Source organism: Olleya marilimosa CAM030 (assembly GCF_000518485.1).
In the GTDB taxonomy this organism is placed as follows: Bacteria; Bacteroidota; Bacteroidia; order Flavobacteriales; family Flavobacteriaceae; genus Olleya; species Olleya marilimosa.
The window spans coordinates 1-20836 of the sequence record NZ_JADR01000001.1; the positions used below are offsets into that span (position 1 = coordinate 1).

At 31.4% G+C, this 20836-nt stretch carries 22 protein-coding genes and 1 tRNA gene; 16 read left to right on the forward strand and 7 right to left on the reverse strand.

Annotated features, from left to right (window positions below; genetic code table 11):
* From M890_RS15605 to M890_RS0100035, 7 genes are all read left to right on the forward strand, one after another.
* A partial coding sequence (locus M890_RS15605) for a T9SS type B sorting domain-containing protein (protein WP_028281553.1) occupies positions 1–1122 on the forward strand: 1122 nt, incomplete at its 5' end.
* Positions 1123–1184: 62 nt separating this feature from the next.
* Complete coding sequence (locus M890_RS0100010) at positions 1185–2117, forward strand: PorP/SprF family type IX secretion system membrane protein (protein WP_028281554.1); 933 nt, start codon at positions 1185–1187, stop codon at positions 2115–2117.
* A gap of 19 nt (positions 2118–2136) precedes the next feature.
* Positions 2137–4050, forward strand: a complete 1914-nt coding sequence (locus M890_RS0100015; protein WP_028281555.1) for an OmpA family protein — start codon at positions 2137–2139, stop codon at positions 4048–4050.
* Positions 4051–4169: 119 nt separating this feature from the next.
* The gene (gene idi, locus M890_RS0100020) at positions 4170–4706 is read left to right on the forward strand and encodes an isopentenyl-diphosphate Delta-isomerase (protein ID WP_028281556.1); all 537 of its coding nucleotides are present in this window, start codon (positions 4170–4172) and stop codon (positions 4704–4706) included.
* On the forward strand, positions 4690–5100 hold the full coding sequence (locus M890_RS0100025) for a 6-pyruvoyl trahydropterin synthase family protein (RefSeq protein ID WP_028281557.1): 411 nt from the start codon (positions 4690–4692) through the stop codon (positions 5098–5100). Before idi ends, M890_RS0100025 begins: the two co-directional genes overlap by 17 nt.
* A 94-nt stretch (positions 5101–5194) precedes the next feature.
* Complete coding sequence (locus M890_RS0100030; protein ID WP_028281558.1) at positions 5195–5464, forward strand: hypothetical protein; 270 nt, start codon at positions 5195–5197, stop codon at positions 5462–5464.
* A 59-nt stretch (positions 5465–5523) separates the two neighbouring features.
* Positions 5524–5597 (forward strand) — tRNA-Thr (locus M890_RS0100035).
* A gap of 116 nt (positions 5598–5713) precedes the next feature.
* On the opposite strand, the gene M890_RS0100040 is transcribed toward M890_RS0100035, so the two are convergent.
* The 5 genes from M890_RS0100040 to M890_RS0100060 form a co-directional block, all read right to left on the reverse strand.
* Positions 5714–6412, reverse strand: coding sequence for a DUF4369 domain-containing protein (locus M890_RS0100040; protein WP_028281559.1), 699 nt, complete (start codon positions 6410–6412; stop codon positions 5714–5716).
* Positions 6413–6463: 51 nt separating this feature from the next.
* The gene (locus M890_RS0100045) at positions 6464–7771 is read right to left on the reverse strand and encodes a DUF819 family protein (RefSeq protein ID WP_028281560.1); all 1308 of its coding nucleotides are present in this window, start codon (positions 7769–7771) and stop codon (positions 6464–6466) included.
* A 425-nt stretch (positions 7772–8196) separates the two neighbouring features.
* Complete coding sequence (locus M890_RS0100050) at positions 8197–9126, reverse strand: alpha/beta hydrolase (RefSeq protein ID WP_028281561.1); 930 nt, start codon at positions 9124–9126, stop codon at positions 8197–8199.
* Positions 9127–9507: 381 nt separating this feature from the next.
* Positions 9508–10101 (reverse strand): alpha-ketoglutarate-dependent dioxygenase AlkB family protein, encoded by a 594-nt coding sequence (locus tag M890_RS0100055; RefSeq protein WP_028281562.1) that lies wholly within the window; start codon positions 10099–10101, stop codon positions 9508–9510.
* Between the two features lie 3 nt (positions 10102–10104).
* A complete protein-coding gene (locus M890_RS0100060; RefSeq protein WP_028281563.1) occupies positions 10105–10464 on the reverse strand; it encodes a DoxX family protein in 360 nt (119 codons plus the stop codon).
* Positions 10465–10508: 44 nt separating this feature from the next.
* Here M890_RS0100060 and M890_RS0100065 point away from each other — a divergent pair, with 44 nt between their 5' ends.
* Positions 10509–11174: a M15 family metallopeptidase gene (locus M890_RS0100065; RefSeq protein ID WP_028281564.1), complete on the forward strand. Its 666-nt coding sequence runs from the start codon at positions 10509–10511 to the stop codon at positions 11172–11174.
* A gap of 2 nt (positions 11175–11176) precedes the next feature.
* Here M890_RS0100065 and M890_RS0100070 read toward each other — a convergent pair whose 3' ends face one another.
* Both M890_RS0100070 and M890_RS0100075 read right to left on the reverse strand, forming a co-directional pair.
* A complete protein-coding gene (locus M890_RS0100070) occupies positions 11177–11548 on the reverse strand; it encodes a VOC family protein (protein WP_028281565.1) in 372 nt (123 codons plus the stop codon).
* Between the two features lie 127 nt (positions 11549–11675).
* Positions 11676–12326, reverse strand: a complete 651-nt coding sequence (locus M890_RS0100075) for a YceI family protein (RefSeq protein ID WP_028281566.1) — start codon at positions 12324–12326, stop codon at positions 11676–11678.
* 166 nt (positions 12327–12492) lie between these two features.
* On the opposite strand from M890_RS0100075, the gene M890_RS0100080 reads away from it, so the two are divergent.
* The 8 genes from M890_RS0100080 (at position 12493) to M890_RS0100115 (ending at position 20643) form a co-directional block, all read left to right on the forward strand.
* Positions 12493–13050: a nucleotide exchange factor GrpE gene (locus M890_RS0100080; RefSeq protein WP_028281567.1), complete on the forward strand. Its 558-nt coding sequence runs from the start codon at positions 12493–12495 to the stop codon at positions 13048–13050.
* A 7-nt stretch (positions 13051–13057) separates the two neighbouring features.
* On the forward strand, positions 13058–14179 hold the full coding sequence (dnaJ, locus tag M890_RS0100085; RefSeq protein WP_028281568.1) for a molecular chaperone DnaJ: 1122 nt from the start codon (positions 13058–13060) through the stop codon (positions 14177–14179).
* A 323-nt stretch (positions 14180–14502) separates the two neighbouring features.
* A complete protein-coding gene (locus tag M890_RS0100090) occupies positions 14503–15426 on the forward strand; it encodes an ABC transporter ATP-binding protein (RefSeq protein ID WP_028281569.1) in 924 nt (307 codons plus the stop codon).
* A gap of 2 nt (positions 15427–15428) precedes the next feature.
* Complete coding sequence (locus M890_RS0100095; RefSeq protein ID WP_028281570.1) at positions 15429–16742, forward strand: ABC transporter permease; 1314 nt, start codon at positions 15429–15431, stop codon at positions 16740–16742.
* Between the two features lie 8 nt (positions 16743–16750).
* Positions 16751–17680: a mechanosensitive ion channel family protein gene (locus tag M890_RS0100100; protein WP_157243237.1), complete on the forward strand. Its 930-nt coding sequence runs from the start codon at positions 16751–16753 to the stop codon at positions 17678–17680.
* Between the two features lie 30 nt (positions 17681–17710).
* Positions 17711–18595, forward strand: a complete 885-nt coding sequence (locus tag M890_RS0100105; protein WP_028281572.1) for a DUF6268 family outer membrane beta-barrel protein — start codon at positions 17711–17713, stop codon at positions 18593–18595.
* Positions 18595–19758: a sigma-54-dependent transcriptional regulator gene (locus tag M890_RS0100110; RefSeq protein WP_028281573.1), complete on the forward strand. Its 1164-nt coding sequence runs from the start codon at positions 18595–18597 to the stop codon at positions 19756–19758. The genes M890_RS0100105 and M890_RS0100110 overlap by 1 nt, the downstream gene beginning before the upstream one ends.
* A gap of 6 nt (positions 19759–19764) precedes the next feature.
* Positions 19765–20643: a PPK2 family polyphosphate kinase gene (locus M890_RS0100115; protein WP_028281574.1), complete on the forward strand. Its 879-nt coding sequence runs from the start codon at positions 19765–19767 to the stop codon at positions 20641–20643.
* The last annotated feature ends 193 nt before the right edge of the window (positions 20644–20836 follow it).

A 20836-nucleotide genomic window follows, 5' to 3' on the forward strand; every position in this document is an offset into this window, starting at 1 on the left:
GAGATTACAGGCGTAGATGATCCATCTACACCAGCAGATCCAGCAGGAAACACAACCGACCCAACAGATCCAGATACAGATGGAGATGGAGTAACAGATGGACAAGAAGCATTAGACGGAACAGATCCAAATGATTCATGTGAATATTTAGAGTCAAGTATTACATTACCTCAAGATGAAGTATATCTTGAAGCTGATTGTGATGGAGATGGTGTGACAAATGGACAAGAAGTTATTGATGGAACAGATGCATTAGACCCATGTGATTACTTAGCATTAAATCAAGATATAACTATTGTTTCTGCCGAGTGGGAAGCTTTAGATTGTGATGGAGATGGTGTAATTAATGGTACAGAAATATTAGATAGTACAGACCCACAAAATCCATGTGACTTTATTGCAGCAAGTACGACTGTAGCTCAATCAGTAGAGTGGTTAAATGGTGATTGTGATGGTGATAATGTCCCTAACGGAGTCGAACAATCTGAAGGAGATACGGACGGAGATTCAATACCAGATTATTTGGATACAGATGATGATGGTGATGGAGTGGATACTATTAATGAAGATTATGGTAACACGGATTTTGAAGATGGAGATATCGACCCAACAGGTGACAATGACCCTACTAATGATGACACAGATGGAGATTCAATACCTGATTACTTAGATACAGATGATGACAATGACGGAATACCAACTGAAGATGAATATCCTGACCCAGATAATAATGGAATTGGTTTTGGTGATGACGCTGTTGATAGTGATGGTGATGGATTACCAGATTATTTAGATGTAAATAATGCATCGCCTGAAGAAGATGATTTAGAGATATTTAATGCTGTTACACCTAATGGTGATGGAGAGAATGATGTATTTATTATTAGAAATATCGAATTATATCCAGAAAACACAGTTAAGATTTATAACAGATGGGGAGTAATTGTATATGAGACGTCTAGTTATGGTTCTGTAGGAAACTACTTTAACGGTAGATCAAATGGTAGAGTAACGATTCAAGTAGAAGAGCTTTTACCAGTAGGAACTTACTTTTATGTAGTTGAATATGTTGTAGAAGGAGAAACGAAGTCTAGAGCAGGATATTTATACCTACAACGATAATAATCTATAGAGGCAGTGTTAAAACTGCCTCTTAAAAAAAATAAATTCATACCTTATTTCAAATGAAAAATAAAATTTTAATATTAATAGCTGTAATAAGTTCATTTTATGTCACAGAATTATCTGCGCAACAAGATGCACAATATACTCAGTATATGTACAATACATTAAGTATTAATCCAGCATATGCAGGTTCCAGAGATGGCTTAAGTGCTTTACTTTTATATCGTACACAATGGGTTGGTTTAGATGGAGCTCCTGATACAGGAACTTTCAATATTCATTCCCCTTTTGGTGATGAACAAAACGTAGGTTTAGGTTTATCTGTTGTAAACGATAGAATTGGACCAACACAAGAAACTTATTTTGATGTGTCATTTTCATACTCTATTAATACATCAGATGATGGTAGATTATCTTTTGGTTTGAATGGTGGAGGAAGTTTGTTAGATATTAAATATTCAGAATTAAGTGCTTACAATAATGGAGATGTATTATTACAAAGTGATATAGATAATAAATTTTCACCTCAAATAGGAGCTGGTGTATATTATCGTAATGCAGATAAATGGTATTTAGGATTATCAGTACCAAATATACTTGAAACTAAATATTTTGACGATGCTTCTTTATCTCAAGCATCAGAAAGAATGCACTTTTATTTAATGGGAGGATATGTTTTTGATATCAATCAAGATTTAAAATTAAAACCAGCATTTCTTGTTAAACAAGTTTCAGGATCACCATTACAAGCTGATGTAACAGCTAACGCTTTATATAAAGATAAATTTACTTTTGGTTTAGCATACCGATGGGATGCAGCAGTTAGTGGTTTATTAGGTTATCAGGTATCAGAAAGTTTAATGTTAGGTTTTGGTTATGATAGAGAAGTGACAGATTTAGGTCAGACTAAATTTGATGCTGGTTCTTTCGAGGTGTTTTTAAGATTTGAACCTAGAGATTTAACTAAAATTTTGTCACCAAGATTCTTTTAATATATAGATAATATAGATTATGAAAAATACATATATACTTTCTACTTTAATTATTGCGCTATCATTTAATCTTACATTTGCACAAAATGATGGTATTTCAAGTAGTACAGAAAAAAAGTATGATAAATTGTCCTATGTAGAAACAACAAAGGAGTTATTAAAGTTAATTGAAAAAGGTAATAAAACTCCAGAAGTTTATAAAAAACTAGCTAATTCATATTATTTCAACACTAAAATGGAAGACGCTTCCAAATGGTATGGAGAAATGTTTAAATTAGATGCGGTAGTAGAGTATGAGTACTACTATAGATATGCGATGAGTTTAAAAGCTATTGGTGACTATGAAGGTGCAAATGCGAATATGAAAAAATTTGCTGCTTTAAAGCCAAATGATTCTAGAGCTATATTATTCTCGAAATCCCCAAATTATTTAGAAACAATTGAGTCTCTATCAGGTGACTTTGAATTAGAAAATTTAGATTTAAATTCTCGTTTTTCAGATTTCGGAACTTCGTTTTACAAAGGAGGAATCGTTTTTGCTTCCTCTAGAGGTGATGGTAAATTATATAAATGGAATGAACAACCATTTTTGGATTTATACTATAAAGCCAATGATTCTAGTACTGTAACTCCTTTGTCTACAGTTATAAATACTAAATATCACGAATCTTCAACATCTTTTACTCATGATGGAAATACGTTGTATTTTACTAGAAATAATTATTTTCATGGTAAAGTTAGAAAAAGTAACGAAAAAGTAAATGGATTAAAAATATTTAAAGCAGAACTTAAAAATGGAGTTTGGACAAATATTACTAGTATGCCATTTAATAACGACGATTATAATGTAGCGCATCCAGCGTTAAGTTTAGATGAGGCAAGACTATATTTTGCAAGTGATATGCCAGGAACGCGAGGTAAATCTGATATTTATTATGTAGATATCTTAGAAGATGGTACTTATGGCGAACCTGTAAATTTAGGAGATGCTATTAATACAGAAGGAAGAGAAAATTTCCCATACATTAGCAATAATGGAACATTATACTTTTCATCAGATGGACATCAAGGTCTTGGAGGATTAGATGTTTTTATGACAAAACTTGATGATCCTAGTCAAACGGTTACAAACTTAGGTAAGCCAATTAATAGTTCAAGAGATGATTTTGAATTTATAATTGATGAGTTTTCAAATGTTGGATATTTAACCTCAAACAGATATAATGGAAAAGGAGATGACGATATCTACAAGTTTTCTAGATCATTTTGTACACAGTTAGTGTCTGGTACAACAGTAGATAAAACAACTAATGTAATACTTCCTTATGCAAGTGTTGTCGTATTAAATGAAAAAGGTGTTGAAGTACAGAATTTAACGTCAGACCAAAACGGTTCATTTAGTTATGAAGGACCTTGTAACAAACAAAAGTTTAATATTATAGCATCTAAGGATGGGTTTATACAATCAGACCAAACGTTTGTTGTTAATCCTAAAAAGAAAGAAGATGTTGTTTTAAAATTGAACTTAACACCTGAAACAACACTACCAGCAGAAGTGGGAATGGATTTAACTGAAGTATTAAAATTAAATCCTATCTATTTTGATTTTGATAAGTCTAATATCAGACCAGACGCAGAATTAGAGTTAAAAAAGGTAATAGATTACATGAAAAAGTATCCAACGGTTAGAATTGATGTGCAATCGCATACAGATTCAAGAGCATCAGATGACTATAACTGGGCTTTATCTAACAGAAGAAACGTATCTACTAAACAATATATAATCCAAAAAGGAGGTATTGATCCAGATAGGTTAGAAGGTAAAGGTTATGGAGAAACTATGTTAGTTAATAGATGTAGTAATGGAGTTAAGTGTACCGAAGAAGAACATGATTGGAATAGAAGAAGTAACTTTATAGTTATTAATAGATAATTCGACTTATTTTTAAAGAAAAAGCATCTCAACTGAGATGCTTTTTTTTATTAAAATTAACTTAAAACAAAAATTAGCCCAAGTCTAATTATTAACTTTGTTTTTATCAAATATTTCTAATGAAAGAAGAAAATGTAATTTTAGTAAACGAGTTTGATGAGCAAATTGGACTAATGCCAAAAATGGAAGCCCATGAAAAAGCATTATTACATCGTGCATTCTCTGTGTTTGTCTTTAATGATAATAATGAGTTAATGCTACAACAAAGAGCTTTAGGTAAATATCATTCTCCTGGATTATGGACCAATACCTGTTGTAGTCATCAACGAGAAGGAGAAAGTAATATAAAGGCAGGTACAAGACGTTTACAAGAAGAAATGGGTTTTGTCACAGCTTTAGAAGAAAAAACTTCATTTATATATAAAGCTCCTTTTGATAACGGTTTAACTGAGCATGAATTAGACCATATAATGGTAGGTTACTATCAAGATGAACCAGTGATTAATAAAGAAGAAGTTGAAAGCTGGAAATGGATGCCTTTAGAGGATGTAAAAGTTGATATAGAAAATCATCCAGAACTATATACAGCTTGGTTTAAAATAATTTTTGATAAGTTTTATCAATTTATAAATATTAATCATGAAAGTAACAGTTAGTCGTAAAGCACATTTTAATGCAGCACATAGATTATATCGTAAAGATTGGTCAATGGAAAAAAATGATGAAGTCTTCGGAAAATGTAATAACCCTAATTATCATGGCCATAATTATGAGCTTATAGCTAGTGTTACAGGAGAAATAGATCAAGAAACAGGTTTTGTAATTGATGTAAAAGTTTTAAAGGACATCATTAAAACAGAAGTGGAAGATGCTTTTGACCATAAAAATTTAAATTTAGATGTAACTGAGTTTAAAGATTTAAACCCAACTGCCGAAAATATAGCTGTTGTAGTTTATAATAAAATTAAAGCTAAGTTAAAACCAAGCTTAGACCTAGAAGTAACACTTTACGAGACACCAAGAAACTTTGTATTGTATTCTGGTAAATAACATACATAAATTAAATAAAGCCTTTAAAGTACATTTAAATAGTTCTAATTTGGAACTTTAATTGTAGCTTTGCACCTAAATAAATTTTAAAATTATGGCAAATAAAAGAGACCTAAAAAAAGACATTAATTACGTTTTAGGAGATATTATTGAAGCAGTATACGTTTGGGAATATACAAACACTGATAAAGACAACAAACAAAGTGAAGCGATCATAGATGACGCAATAGTAACTTTTGACGAGCTTATAACTAAGACTAATGCAAAAGACGTTGATAACAAAAAAGCTCATTTTAACTCAATTAAAAAAGAGCTTGAAGATAAGGGTCGTGCGTTAATTGAAAGAATTAATAAATTAGGTTAAATTTTTTTAAAAAAAAGCTTGCAGATATCATTAAGAGAATTATATTTGCAAACTCTTTTGCCGATGTAGCTCAGCTGGCTAGAGCAGCTGATTTGTAATCAGCAGGTCGTGGGTTCGAGTCCCTCCATCGGCTCAAAAAAGCTTCTCTTTACTGAGAAGCTTTTTTTTTTGATTTATATCAATATTTAAGCTACAAAAAAAGCCATCTAAATTTTAGATGGCTTTTTTATTATAAGTGATCATTGTATACTACTGCTCATTTTTTTTAATCTCTGCAATATATACATCAAGTTGTTTTCCGTATTTTGAGGCTTTAATTTTAGGTGTTAATACATTATTGATAGTATCTAAATAAATAACGTTAGCATCATAAATTTCAGAAAGTGCTAAATATGGAGCTACCTCACTATCATTATGGTTGACTGCAAAATTGGCAGTGTATAAATACTTTCTTTTCTTAAAACTATTTAATATTTTTTCAGTCTGTTTTAATTTGATAGTATCTTTATCTCTAGCAGCTTCAATATAATCTTTAGTTAAGTCTAAGTTTTTGTTATTAAACTTTCCTATCATACTTAAATATTCTTCTAAAACTTCATGTTGCTTAGATCCTTTTATTTTTGCGTCATAAGAAAAACCTTTTAAAGTTGTATTAATTTCAGTAACTCCTTTATCTGCAAAAAAGGATATACGATCATCTTCCTTAGTGTTTTTATTTAAGTATAAATAAAACATTTCTGGTTCATCTATATCTGATTGTAAAGTAAATTCAGGAGAACCATTGACGACTATTGAGTCTACAGTGACTAAAACAGTATCACTTACCTTTTTAAGATAAATAGTTCCTTTTTTTAAACCTTTAACAGTTCCTTTGACTGTCAATTTATTAGCATCATTTCCGCAAGAAAATAAAGATACTAATACTAATAATGCAATAATTTTTTTCATCTAAAACTTATTTTTAACGTGGGCAAATATCAATTAAAAAACAGAAAAATACTAACCTCCAGAAGCTAATTGCATTAAAATTGTACATCCAATGGCAGCTAAAGTACCAACAGCATATCCAAATACAGCTAAAAGAACACCTACTGTTGCTAAGGATGGATGAAAGGCTGATGCTACAATTGGAGCAGATGCTGCACCACCAACGTTGGCTTGACTTCCTACAGCTAAAAAGAAATATGGTGCTTTAATAAGTTTTGCTACACCAATTAATAGTAGTGCATGAATACCCATCCAAACAAATCCTATGGCTATAAGTCCAACATTATCAAATATTGAGCTAATGTCTATTTTCATACCAATGGTTGCTACTAAAATATATATAAAAACACTGCCAAATTTACTAGCTCCTGCACCTTCATAATTTTTAGCTTTGGTAAAAGATAGTAAAATGGCTATAATGGTTGCTATACTAATCATCCAGAAAAAGGTGCTATCTAAAAAGGTAAAGGTGTTTTTTAAAGTAGGAGACTCAATCCCTGAAATTATGTTTCCAAAAAATGGCGCTAAATTGTCAGCACATAGGTGTGCCATGCTTACAGTTCCAAAAGCTATGGCAGCTAATAACATTAGGTCTGTTAGGCTTGGATTACGTTTAACACTTTCTGTAAATGTTGACATTTTTTCTTTAAGCGCTTCAATGGAAGAGGTGTCTGCTTTAAGCCACTTATTTATGCTAGCTCTTTTTCCTATACCAATAAGTAGGATGGCCATCCAAACATTAGCAACAACTATATCCACAAAAACCATTTTTCCGTATTCGGCTTGGTTATAGCCATATATTTCTAACATAGCAGTTTGATTGGCTCCTCCACCAATCCAGCTACCTGCTAATGTAGATAAACCTCTCCAAACAGCATCAGGACCAATACCACCAACAGTGTCTGGAGATATAGAGGCAATTAATAATATAGCTATGGGACCACCAATAATAATACCTACAGTACCTGTAAAAAACATTATTAATGCTTTCCATCCTAAATTAAAGACAGCTTTTAAATCAATACTTAGGGTCATTAAAACTAGTGCAGCAGGTAAAAGATATCTACTTGCAACATAATATAAGTTAGTTTTGTGCGATACAATCTCTCCTGTATCACTTGTTGTTTCCCATTCAGGAGCAATTAATCCTATAGTAGTTAATATTGCAGGTAGCATATATGCCATAAATAGTCCAGGAACAATTTTATAAAACTTTTCCCAAAAACCGCCTTTCAAGGATTCTGTATAAAAAATTAGACCTAATGCTATCATTAACACTCCAAAAACAATAGTGTCGTTTGTAAATAATGGTTCACTCATAATTTTAATTTATAGATAACGCAAAATAATCAAATAAAACGGTTATTAAAAGGTTTAAAAATAAAGTTTGGCACAGGATTTGTTTAATGTAAAATGTAATTATTTATGATGACATTCTAATACTAGGTGTGGTTACCTAAACAGAAAATAGTAAAAATTACATTTGGTTGGTTAGTATGAAAAAGCATCCCTTTAAGGATGCTTTTTCTGTTTTTAACTTTAATAAACCTTTAACATCATAATTTGTTAGGTTATTGGTTTTGGCACGACAATTGTAATATTAAAAGTGTAATTACTTATGATGACTTTCACAACAGGTGTGGTTACCTAATTGAGACGAGTAGTAATTATCATATTTTTGGTTGGTTAGTATGAAAAAGCATCCTTTTAGGATGCTTTTTCTATTTAACATTGTTTGGTTATTATTATTTAGAAGTAATAAATGATATTATTTTTTCTAGCAATCCATCTGCTAGTGGTCGTTGTGACTCGTTATAAGATTTTGAGTTTTCAAGATCATCACCAGCAATAGTAACCATAACATGGTTCATATTTTTTATAATTTGTATTGAAGCATCCTTAGCAGCTTCTTTTAATAATAGTGCTTCAGCTTGACTAACTTGTAAGTCTTTGGTTCCGTTAATAATTAACGTAGGTACATTTAAAGTACTTATAATATCTACAGGGTTATGTTTCATCCAACTCATAAAAAAACGTTGTGTTTCAATATTAAATATTGAAGATAGTGCTACAGGATAATCTGTAGTTGTTTTTCCGCTTTTTAAAATATTGAATATACGTTTAGTGTCTGCTGTAAATTGAGGTGCAGTTTTTTCAATTTGTTCAATAATAACACTATCTATAGTTTGACCTGCTCCAGCGATAGATATAAATCCATCAGCTTTATCCTTAGCTGCTAACATACCAATCAGGCTACCTTGGTCATGACCTACAATATATATCTTATTATATTGATTAAGATTTTTAAAATAATCTAATACATCAATCGCGTCTGTAACAAAGTCGTCAAAGGATAAATTTTTATCCACATTGTTTTGTCTTATTTGTTTAACTATACGTTTATCATATCTAAAGGTTGCAATACCATTTTTGGTTAATCCTATGGCTAGTTTTTTTATGTTGTTAGTTTTTAAAAAGTTTTGATTACCATCTCTGTCAGTTGGACCATAACCTGCTATTAGTATTGCTAAATCAGGTTTATTAGCATCAATGGAGGTTAGTAATGTTCCGTTTATATGTTTGCTAATAGTAACTTCTTTGGAAGTGTAAGTCACTTCTTGAGCAACCGAAGTTGAAAATATAAATAGTAGAAAAATTACAAGATGTTTTTTCATATTAAAATGTTTTAACTAGTAAGTCAAATAAAGTGCCAAATTTCAATTTTTATAGTTCAAAGTTACATTTAAATTTTGGTATTAATTTGGTGTCAAAAATATTTTTAAATTGTGTTTTTAATCGATTTTAGGTGTGTTTTAATCGATAAATGTTAAAATTTTATGCATTTCATCGATTTATAATGTTTTTAATCGTTTTGTTTTGAGATATGTTTTATGTTTGTTTCGTGCTAAAAATTACATACTTTTAGTTCAATGGATTAATTAATTAATATTTGCATTGTTAGATTAGTTTGGATAATCTAAATTAATTTAACACAAAATGCCAAATAGCAAAAAGCCAAGGTTGAGGGACCTTGGCTTTTATGTGTTTAATACTTTTTATTTTATAATTCTAAAAGTCAGATTAATTCTTGGCTTAATTTCTTTTTTTGTTTTAGCTATTTGATGCAACCAATGGTGTTGCGTACTTCCCTTCATTAATAATAAACTACCATGTTCTAGTAATAGTTTTTGTTTTAATGATTTATCAGTTTTGTGTTTTAAATTAAAATATCGTGCTTGACCAAAACTTACAGACGCTATAATGGGATTAATGCCTAAAGCTTTTTCGTTATCAGCGTGCCAACCATTACTATCTTGACCATGTCTGTATAAATTAGCTAAACAGGTAGTAAATATTGTGTTAGTTGTATTTTCGACTCTTTTTTTTATTTCGCTTAAAGCGGAAGTAAAGCCATGTGGATGCATTGTAATATTAGAATAACTATAAGGCTTATTATTATTGCTAAATAAAGCAGTTAATCTAGGTTGTGCGTGCGTTTTACCAAAAACTGTAATATTATCTTGTTGCCAAGGAATGTCCTTTAAAAGCAAATCGTAATAACGATCAGCGTCTGTTATATCAAAAAAGTTAGGAAAATAACTAATTTCTGCATCAGGTAAATTAAGTTTTATTTCTTCTGTAAATAACATCTTTTAAAGTTTTAAATACCAAAAAGCCCAATACATTAAACCAAATTGTAACGGAATACGCAATATAAGTATCCATTTAGGGATGCCTACAGATGCTTTTTTTTCTGTTAACATATAAATGTGTACCATTAAAAATAACAGTAACATGATAATTAGTAAGTAAATAGAAGTGTTTTTTAATGCAGGAATACAGATAGTAATACCCAATATAACCTCTGCAATACCACTTAATATTACAAGTAATTTATGATTTGGTAAATATCTTGGCATTACACGCATATACATTTTAGGTTTAATAAAATGAAGCATACCAGCAAAAGCATATAATAATCCCATTAAATATAGATGCCAAGGATAGGTCATAGTTGTTTTTTTATTTTATAAATTTAGCCTATAAAATTTAAAACATGAAGTATAATATAGCCCTTTTACTAACTTTTTTTACAACTATTTGTCTTGCTCAATTAAGGGAAGGCTTTGTTTATGCTCAAGATATTATCGATGATTTAGCAGTAGATTTAAGGTATTGTAACGACAATAATTTTGTTGGAGAGCAAATTGATGGCTATAACAAGGAAGTAGTAATAATGACAACATTAGCTGCTAAAGCGTTAAGAAATGTTCAGGATACCCTTAAAAAAAAGGGACTTGGCATAAAAATTTATGATGCTTATAGACCACAACAAGCTGTAAATCATTTTGTAAGATGGGCAAAAAAAGTAAACGATACATTAAAAAAACAGGAGTATTATCCAAATGTGGATAAAAAAAATCTTTTTAGTCAAGGCTATATCGCTTCAAAATCTAGACATAGTAGTGGTAGTACTTTAGACTTAACAATTATAAATTTAGATACAGGATTAGTTTTGGATATGGGTAGCCCTTATGATTTTTTTGGACCAGAATCTTGGGTAAGTAATACTAAATTGACAAAAAAACAACAAGAGAATAGACAATTACTGCAAGACGTTATGTTGTCTAATGGGTTTAGAAACTACCCAAAAGAATGGTGGCACTTTACATTAAGAGGAGAACCTTTTAGAAATCAATATTTTGATTTTCCAATAGAGTAGTTTTAAACATGTTGATCTACTAATATTTGGTTACCATCTGGATCTAATACCATAAAACTTGCAGGACCTTTTGTTGTTGTGTCTGCCTCAGTAATTAAAGTAATATTATTGTCTTTAAGTTGTTTTTGTATGGTTCTAACATCGTCAAATTCTTTTAAAGGTTTAGCATTTTCGTCCCAACCAGGATTAAAAGTAATTATGTTATTATCAAACATACCTTGAAAAAGTCCAATTAAAGCATTTCCATTTTTCATTATTAAATAGTTTTGTTCAAGTTGTCCGCCAAAAACGGTAAATCCTAAGGTTTCATAAAATTGTTTAGAGATAGTGATATCTTTTACAGATAAGCTTATTGATAAGGCTCCTAAAGTCATTGTAAATCTATGTTGGTTAGTATAGGCTAAAGTTATAATTTTTTTATGGGTTTATAGTTTAATCTCATGATTAGATAAAAAAAAGCCACAACGTTAATTGTGGCTTTTTTTTAATAGTAGTTAATTGTTAAGCTTTTTTAGCTTTAACAGATATTTTAATTTCTACATCATCCTTGATTAACTTATCTCCTAAAGATGCTGCAACATCATCACTTGTAGCAGAGTTGTACATAATGTTCCACTCTGTTCTATCTAAAGTAAACGTGTCACTTGTAATAGTTACATCGTCACCATTTACAGCTACAGATGCTGGAAAAGTAATGTTCTTTTTAATACCTTTTAATGTTAAGTTACCACTAATATTGTTTCCTTCTACTTTTGTAATTTCAAATGCTGCAGTACCAAATTGTGCTACATCAAAAAAGTCTGGACTTTTTAAGTGACCTATTAAGTTTGCGTTAGCTTCTTCAGTTTCAGGAATGTCTGTACATTTAATAGTATTAATGTCAAACATAAAGTTTCCTCCTACTAATTTGTCTCCTTCAAACTCAGCAACACCACTAGATACATTAATAGTACCTTCGTGTCCACCAACAATTTTGTTAGCTTTCCACATAATCATAGAGTTTTCTGCGTCTGCTTTATATTTAGCAGCTTCAACGTTTTCAGCTACAGCTTCAACTTCACCAGTTTTAGCTTCTTTAGCATCACTTTTACAAGCAACAACACTTAATCCAACGATTGCTACAGCAAAAAGGTTTAATACAATTTTTTTCATGATATAAAATTTTAGTTTTAGTGATTTAAAGTGCAAATGTACAAATAATCTTCCATGGAAACTAATTAATTGTTTGTTAAAAAAAAACAATGACATTTTGACATTTTTAATAGTAATGGCAGTACTTTTGCCATCCCAATTACAGTATTTTAAATTAAGTACAAAAATGAGCAAGAAAAGCAACAACGAAACAAACATAGAAGAGGAGATAAAATCTACTTCAAATCAAGCAGATCAAGAAACAACACAAGACGAGGTTGTAGAGGAGTTATCTGTAGAGGATCAGTTAAAGGCTGATTTACAACAAGAAAAAGATAAATTTTTACGTCTTTTTGCAGAGTTTGAAAATTACAAAAAGCGCACATCAAGAGAGCGTATTGAGCTGTTTCAAACTGCCAGCAAGGATGTTATGGTATCTATGTTACCAATTTTAGACGATTTTGAGCGCGCTTTATTACACATCGAAGATGACAAAGAAGCAGAAGAAATGCGTAAAGGTGTCTTATTAATTTATAATAAATTATTACAGACATTACAACAAAAAGGATTGTCACAATTAGAAGTTAGAGCAGGAGATGTATTTAATGCAGATCACCATGAAGCTATAACGCAAATACCAGCACCTACTGAAGATTTAAAAGGTAAAATAGTAGATGTAATAGAAAAAGGTTATAAACTAGGCGAAACTGTTATACGTTTTCCAAAAGTAATAATCGGACAATAATTTAAGTATGGCTAAAAGAGATTTTTACGAAATATTAGGTATAAATAAATCGGCATCACAAGCCGAAATAAAAAAAGCATACCGTAAAAAGGCAATCGAGTTTCATCCTGACAAAAATCCGGATGATAAGGATGCTGAATCTAAGTTTAAAGAAGCAGCAGAAGCTTATGAGGTATTAAGTGACGAGAACAAAAAAGCACGTTACGACCAATTTGGACACCAAGCATTTGAAGGTGGTGGTGGAGGCTACAGTGGTGGCGGAATGAACATGGACGATATTTTTAGCCAATTTGGTGACATCTTTGGAGGTGGAGGTTTCTCTGGTTTTGGAGGAGGCTTCGGTGGAGGTGGAGGACAACGTCGCGTTAAAGGTAGTAACCTACGTGTACGTCTTAAACTTACTTTAGAAGAAATTGCTAATGGTGTAGAAAAGAAAATTAAAGTTAAACGTAAAGTTCAGGCACCAGGTACTACTTATAAAACATGTAATACTTGTAATGGAGCAGGTCAAGTAACTAGAGTTACAAATACTATATTAGGTCGTATGCAAACAGCTGCACCATGTCCAACATGTAGTGGAGCAGGACAAATAATAGACAAAAAACCAAGTGAAGCTGACGCACAAGGTATGATTGCAAAAGAAGAAACTATTCCAGTTAATATACCAGCAGGAGTAGTAGATGGTATGCAACTTAAAGTGTCAGGAAAAGGTAACGAAGCACCAGGTAATGGTGTGTCTGGAGACTTACTTGTAGCAATAGAAGAAGAAGCACACGAGTCTTTACAACGTGAAGGCGATAATCTACATTATGATTTATACGTAAGCTTACCTGATGCAATACTAGGAAACTCAAAAGAAATTGACACAGTTACCGGAAAAGTACGTATCAAGATAGAAGCAGGAATGCAATCTGGTAAAATATTACGCTTACGCGGAAAAGGTATTCCTAGTATTAATGGTTACGGTAAAGGTGATTTACTAGTACACGTTAACGTATGGACACCAAAAACATTAAACAAAAAACAAAAAGAGTTTTTTGAAAGTATGAAAGACGATGAACACTTTTCGCCTAAGCCAGAGCGTAGTGACAAGTCTTTTTTTGAAAAAGTAAAAGACATGTTTTCTTAATAAAAGCATAAACTAAATTTAAAAAGCTCACATTTTGTGAGCTTTTTTTTGCTTTTTGTTTAACTATTTAAATCATTTAACTTCTTATTTAATAAAAAATAGTATATTTGATTTGTCGCTAGCCTAGCTAGTGATAATTTTTCTTTTTCATAGCAATTTTTTCCCATCCTTTATTTATTTAGAGGGTGGGTTTTGTTTTATATAAAAAGTTATTTCTTCCTTTAAGTTAAAAATACCTAAATCAGTAATGTTACTATTTTAACATTTTCTATATTTACAACTAAAGCTAGTGTTAGCTTTACTAATCAATCTTAAAAAAATCTATGAACAACCTCTTAGAGGTGCATCAAGTATCTAAAAAATTTGGAGACTTTACTGCACTAAATAATGTGTCTATAACCGTTCCAAAAGGTAGTATTTTTGGTTTGCTTGGTCCAAATGGAGCAGGAAAAACAACTTTAATTAGAGTGATTAACCAAATAACCATGCCAGATTCTGGACATGTGTTGTTAGATGGAGAAGCATTAAAAAATCACCATGTTAAAGATATAGGCTATTTGCCAGAAGAGCGTGGATTATATAAATCCATGAAAGTTGGTGAGCAAGCACTATACTTAGCACAATTAAAAGGTATGCAAAAAGCGGAAGCTAAAAAACGCCTTAAAATGTGGTTTGAACGCTTAGAGATTGGAGACTGGTGGAATAAAAAAATACAGGAACTATCTAAAGGGATGGCACAAAAAATCCAGTTTGTGGTTACAGTCCTACATGAACCTAAATTGTTAATTTTTGACGAGCCATTCTCTGGTTTTGATCCAATTAATGCAAACTTAATTAAGGATGAGATTTTAAGACTAAGGGATGAAGGTGCAACCGTGATTTTTTCTACCCATCGTATGGAGTCGGTTGAGGAGTTGTGTGACCAAATAGCCTTAATACACAAATCTAATAAGGTATTGGATGGTAACCTAATGGACATTAAACGCCAATATAAAAGCAATACTTTCCAGATTGGTATAAATCCAAACAATGATAATTTAGAGCAAGAGTTAGCAAGCAAGTTTAGTGTGACACCAGCCGAATTTAAAACATTAGAAGATGACCTAAAACTTAATATTAAATTATCTAATAATGAGTCTGCTAATGACCTGTTAAGTTACCTAACTAGTAAAGGACAAATTTCTCACTTTGTAGAAGTTATTCCAAGTGCCAACGATATTTTTATTCAAACAGTAAAGAATAACTAACCATGAATCATCTTCCACTTATTATACAACGCGAGTATTTAACCAAGGTTAGAAATAAATCATTTTTAATAATGACGGTCTTAAGTCCGTTAATATTTATAGCATTAATAACCGTCGTTGTGTATTTATCTCAGATGAATAATAATAAACAACGCATCATTTCGGTATTAGATGATTCCGGAATGTTGACTGAGGTTTTTAAAGACACAGATAATACAAAATATAATCTTTTAACAGGTCTAACTTTAGACAATGCAAAAACTATAGTTGAAGAAAAAGGAGATTACGGCTTGCTTCATATTAATAAATTAGAAAATTTTGAAAACGCAGCAACAAGTGTGCAATTTTATTCGGAAGAATCACCATCCTTATCTGTAATTTCTTCATTAGAAAATAAAATAGAAAAGGAGTTAACCAATCTTAATATGGCAAGTCAAGGTGTCGATATAGAGATGATTAAAGCGTCTAAAATAAAGGTCAATATTGCACAAGAAAATTTTTCTGGTGTTAAGTCTTCTAAAATTGATAGTGTGGTTAAACTAGCGTTTGGTGGAGCAGCAGGATATTTACTATTTATGTTTATCATTATTTATGGTAATATGATTATGCGTAGTGTTATTGAAGAAAAAACCAGTCGTATTATTGAAGTTATTATATCTTCAGTAAAGCCAGTCCAATTAATGTTAGGTAAGATAATTGGGACGTCTTTAGCAGGAGTGACTCAGTTTATTATATGGATTATTTTAGGAGGTGTTTTACTAACCGTAGTCTCTGCTATTTTTGGGATTGACTTTGCTCAGGCACAAACACCACAGCAAGAACTTATGCGTCAAGCTATGGCTAATCCAGATGCAAATATGAAAGTGCAAAGCTTGTTTACAGCATTTTATAACTTACCGCTAACCAATCTTGTAATTGCATTTTTATTATTTTTTATTAGTGGTTATTTATTATACAGCTCTTTATACGCAGCTATTGGAGCAGCAGTTGATAACGAAACAGATACACAACAATTTATGTTACCTATTTTAATGCCTCTAATATTGGCAGTTTATGTAGGTATGTTTACTGTTATAGAGGATCCTCATGGTACTGTAAGTACTATATTTTCGTTTATACCGTTTACATCACCTGTAGTGATGTTAATGCGTATTCCGTTTGGTGTGCCAATATGGCAACAAGTAGTATCATTATTACTATTAATTGGGACCTTTATGTTTACCGTATGGTTTGCAGCAAAAATTTATAGAGTAGGTATATTAATGTATGGTAAAAAACCAACTTATAAAGAGTTGATTAAGTGGATTAGATATTAATTTTAACTATGATTCAAGAAAGTAAGGTAGCAGATAAAATTGAAAAAGAAGTAGAAAAAGTAAGCGATGTGATTACTGAAAGTTCTATTTGGGAAAAATTTATTGAAATATTAAATTATAAAATTTACACCTTCACAGATGATAAGGGTTTGACTACTAGTGTAATTAAAGTTAAGTATGTCTTACTTATTATATTAGTTTTATTACTTACAACCATTGTCTTACGTTTGGTTAGAAAAGTAGTCACGCGTCATATGCCTGATGATGATAAGGCAAAATTTACAACAGTGTTTTCATTTGCAAGATGGTTTATTTATATCATTGTTTTTCTGGTAATATTGGATTCAATAAATATAGATGTCACAGCTATTTTTGCAGCTTCAGCAGCACTTTTAATAGGTGTTGGTTTAGCGCTACAGACCTTATTTCAAGATATTATATCTGGGATTTTTATATTAGTAGACCAATCCGTTCATGTTGGAGATATTATAGAACTTGACGGAAAAGTTGGTCGTGTAGAAGAAATTAAATTGCGTACTACTAGAGCAGTAACTATAGACGATAAAGTACTAATTATACCTAATCATTTATACCTTACTAATAGCCTTTACAATTGGACTCAAAATGGGACAAGTACAAGAGAAGGGGTTGATGTAGGTGTTGCCTATGGAAGTGATGTACAATTAGTTAAAAAATTATTATTAGAGGCAGCAACGTCCATACCAAATGTTTTTAAATTTCCAGAACCAGCAGTTACTTTTACAGACTTTGGGGATAGTGCTTTAAATTTTAGGGTAACATTTACTATAGATGATAGTTTTAATTCAAGAATACCTAAAAGTGACATTCGTTTTGAAATAGATAGATTGTTTAGAGAAAATAATATTACTATACCATTCCCTCAACGCGATATTCATATTATAAAAGATAACAAGTAAAAAATTAGCAATCAAATAATTATAGATTATATGAAATTACATTTTGGAACCATTTTACTAACATTAACGCTACTATGTAGTGTAAATGTAGCCCATGCACAATTAACAGATTTAGCTAGGTTAGAGTATTCTTATGTACCCAAAAGTAATTCTGAAGATAGTTTTGATAGATTTAGAGGATTATTAAATTATCCTATTAAAACAAGTGAAGACTGTTATATAATTGTTGGTGCAGAGTATAGTAGATTGACCTTAGATTTAGAGGAAGATTACCCTTTTCCTACTTCTAATTTAAGACGATTACATATCATAGATTTTAATTTGGGTTATACCTTTAAGCTTTCAGAAGATTGGAGGTTAGGAGCCAAGATTACACCAAGAATAGCATCAACACTTAGACATGAAATTACAGGTGATGATATGTTTTTAAATGGAGGTGTATACGCTATAAACGACAAAACAAAAGACCAAAACATAAAAAAACCATATAGATTAGTATTAGGACTAACGTATAACAGTACTACAGGTATACCTTTGCCATTACCATTTATAAGTTACTTTAGACGTTTAAATGATAATTGGTCTTATAACTTAGGAGTGCCAAAAACAAATGTGAAGTACTTTTTTAACGAAAAAAACATCGTACAGACCTTTGTCGGAATTGATGGCTATTTTGCCAACACACAAGAAGTTTTTACCATTGATGGTAAGGAAGCAGATAGTGTATCTTTATCAGTAATATTAGCAGGTTTAGGTTACGAATATTGCTTTACAGATAATTTAGTATGGTATTCTTACGTTGGTTATACATTAAGTATGAGTAACAGATTAAGGGACGAGAACAGAGAGGACGTATTTAAGTTAGATAATGTTAATGCGTTTTATTTAAGAACAGGAATAAAATTTAAAATATAATGCCAAAAATTTTAGTAATAGAAGATGAAGCAGCAATTAGAAGAGTATTAGTCAAAATCCTATCAGAGGAAAATGATAAATATGAGCTAGAAGAAGCTGAAGATGGATTAGTAGGAATCGATAAAATTAAAAAAAACGACTACGATTTAATACTATGTGATATTAAAATGCCTAAAATGGATGGTGTTGAGGTATTAGAGGCTGTCAAAAAAATAAAGCCAGAAATACCAATGGTCATGATTTCTGGACATGGAGACTTAGATACAGCAGTAAATACCATGCGTTTAGGTGCATTTGATTACATATCTAAGCCACCAGATTTAAATCGTTTACTAAATACAGTAAGACACGCTTTAGACAGAAAAGAGTTAGTAATTGAAAACAAAATTCTTAAAAAGAAGGTTAGCAAAAAATACGAAATGATAGGAGATAGCGACGCTATTTCTCAAATCAAAGACATCATAGATAAAGTTGCACCAACAGATGCTAGAGTCTTAATTACAGGTCCAAACGGAACAGGTAAAGAGCTAGTCGCACATTGGTTACATCAAAAAAGTGATCGTGCCAAAGGTCCAATGATAGAGGTTAATTGTGCAGCAATACCAAGCGAGCTGATAGAAAGCGAATTGTTTGGACACGTCAAAGGTGCCTTTACAAGTGCAGCCAAAGACAGAGCAGGTAAATTTGAAGCAGCCAATGGTGGCACCATTTTTTTAGACGAGATTGGTGACATGAGCCTATCTGCACAAGCCAAAGTATTACGTGCTTTGCAAGAAAGTCGTATACAACGCGTAGGTAGTGATAAAGATATTAAAGTAGATGTGCGCATTGTAGCAGCAACAAATAAAGATCTTAAAAAGGAAATCGAAGACGGAAAATTTCGTGAAGATTTATATCACAGATTAGCAGTAATTTTAGTTAAAGTACCTGCATTAAATGACAGACGTGATGACATACCATTATTAATAAATCACTTTTCAGCTAAAATTGCCGAAGAGCAAGGTACAGCCAATAAAACATTCTCTAAAAAAGCAATTAATTTATTAAAAGAGTATGATTGGACAGGAAATATAAGAGAGCTACGTAACGTGGTTGAAAGATTAATAATTTTAGGAGGCACAGAAGTTAGTGAGCAAGATGTAAAACTTTTTGCAAGTAAATAAAACAACATGAAAGACATCAATATTAACGACCATAAAATCACTTCAAAAATAAAGCTAAGCGATCTGCCAAGTAAGCTAGATTTAAAATCAGACAAGGATACCACAGAGGACGCTTTGCGCAAAGTAAGACGCCAACTAGGTAAGCTACAAGATACCATGTATGCACACGGTAAATACTCGGTTTTAGTATGTTTACAAGGTATGGATACCTCAGGAAAAGACAGTTTAATACGCGAAGTTTTTAAAGACTTTAATGCCAGAGGAGTTGAGGTTATGAGCTTTAAAGTACCAACAGAATTAGAGCTTAAGCACGATTATCTTTGGAGACACTATATAAAATTACCAGCTCGAGGTAAATTTGGAGTCCATAATCGCACACACTATGAAAACGTTTTGGTAACACGTGTACATCCAGAGTATATTTTAAACGAAAAACTACCATTTGTAAACAGTATTGACGATGTAAACGACGCCTTTTGGGACCAACGTTTTGAGCAAATCAATAACTTTGAAAAACATCTAACACAAAACGGTACAATAATTTTTAAATTTTTCATGAATTTGTCAAAAGACGAACAACGTAACAGATTATTACGTCGTTTGGACAAGCAAGAAAAAAACTGGAAATTCTCAGCAGGCGACTTAAAAGAGCGTAAGTTATGGGACAAATACATGGACTGTTATCAGGATGCAATAAACAGAACAAGCAAGGATAACGCACCATGGTACAACATTCCAGCAGACGATAAACCTACAGCACGATTAATTGTAGCTCAAATTTTGTATGACACTTTAAAACAATATTCAGACATAAAAGAGCCAGATTTGGATGACAAAACCAAAGCTAATCTGCATTTATACAGAGAGCAATTGAATAACGAATAGTATTTATTGGGCGTTACCACAAGGGTCGCGCTTTCCATTATATCTTTTTTTGCCATATATGGCAGCAAAAAAAGGATGTCATTACAATCGCTAACGCAAACCAAATGACCTAAAAAAAACATACTTAAGGTTAATCAAAATACAATAAGAGACCTGATAGGATTAATATTCTGTCAGGTCTTTTCATATTTAA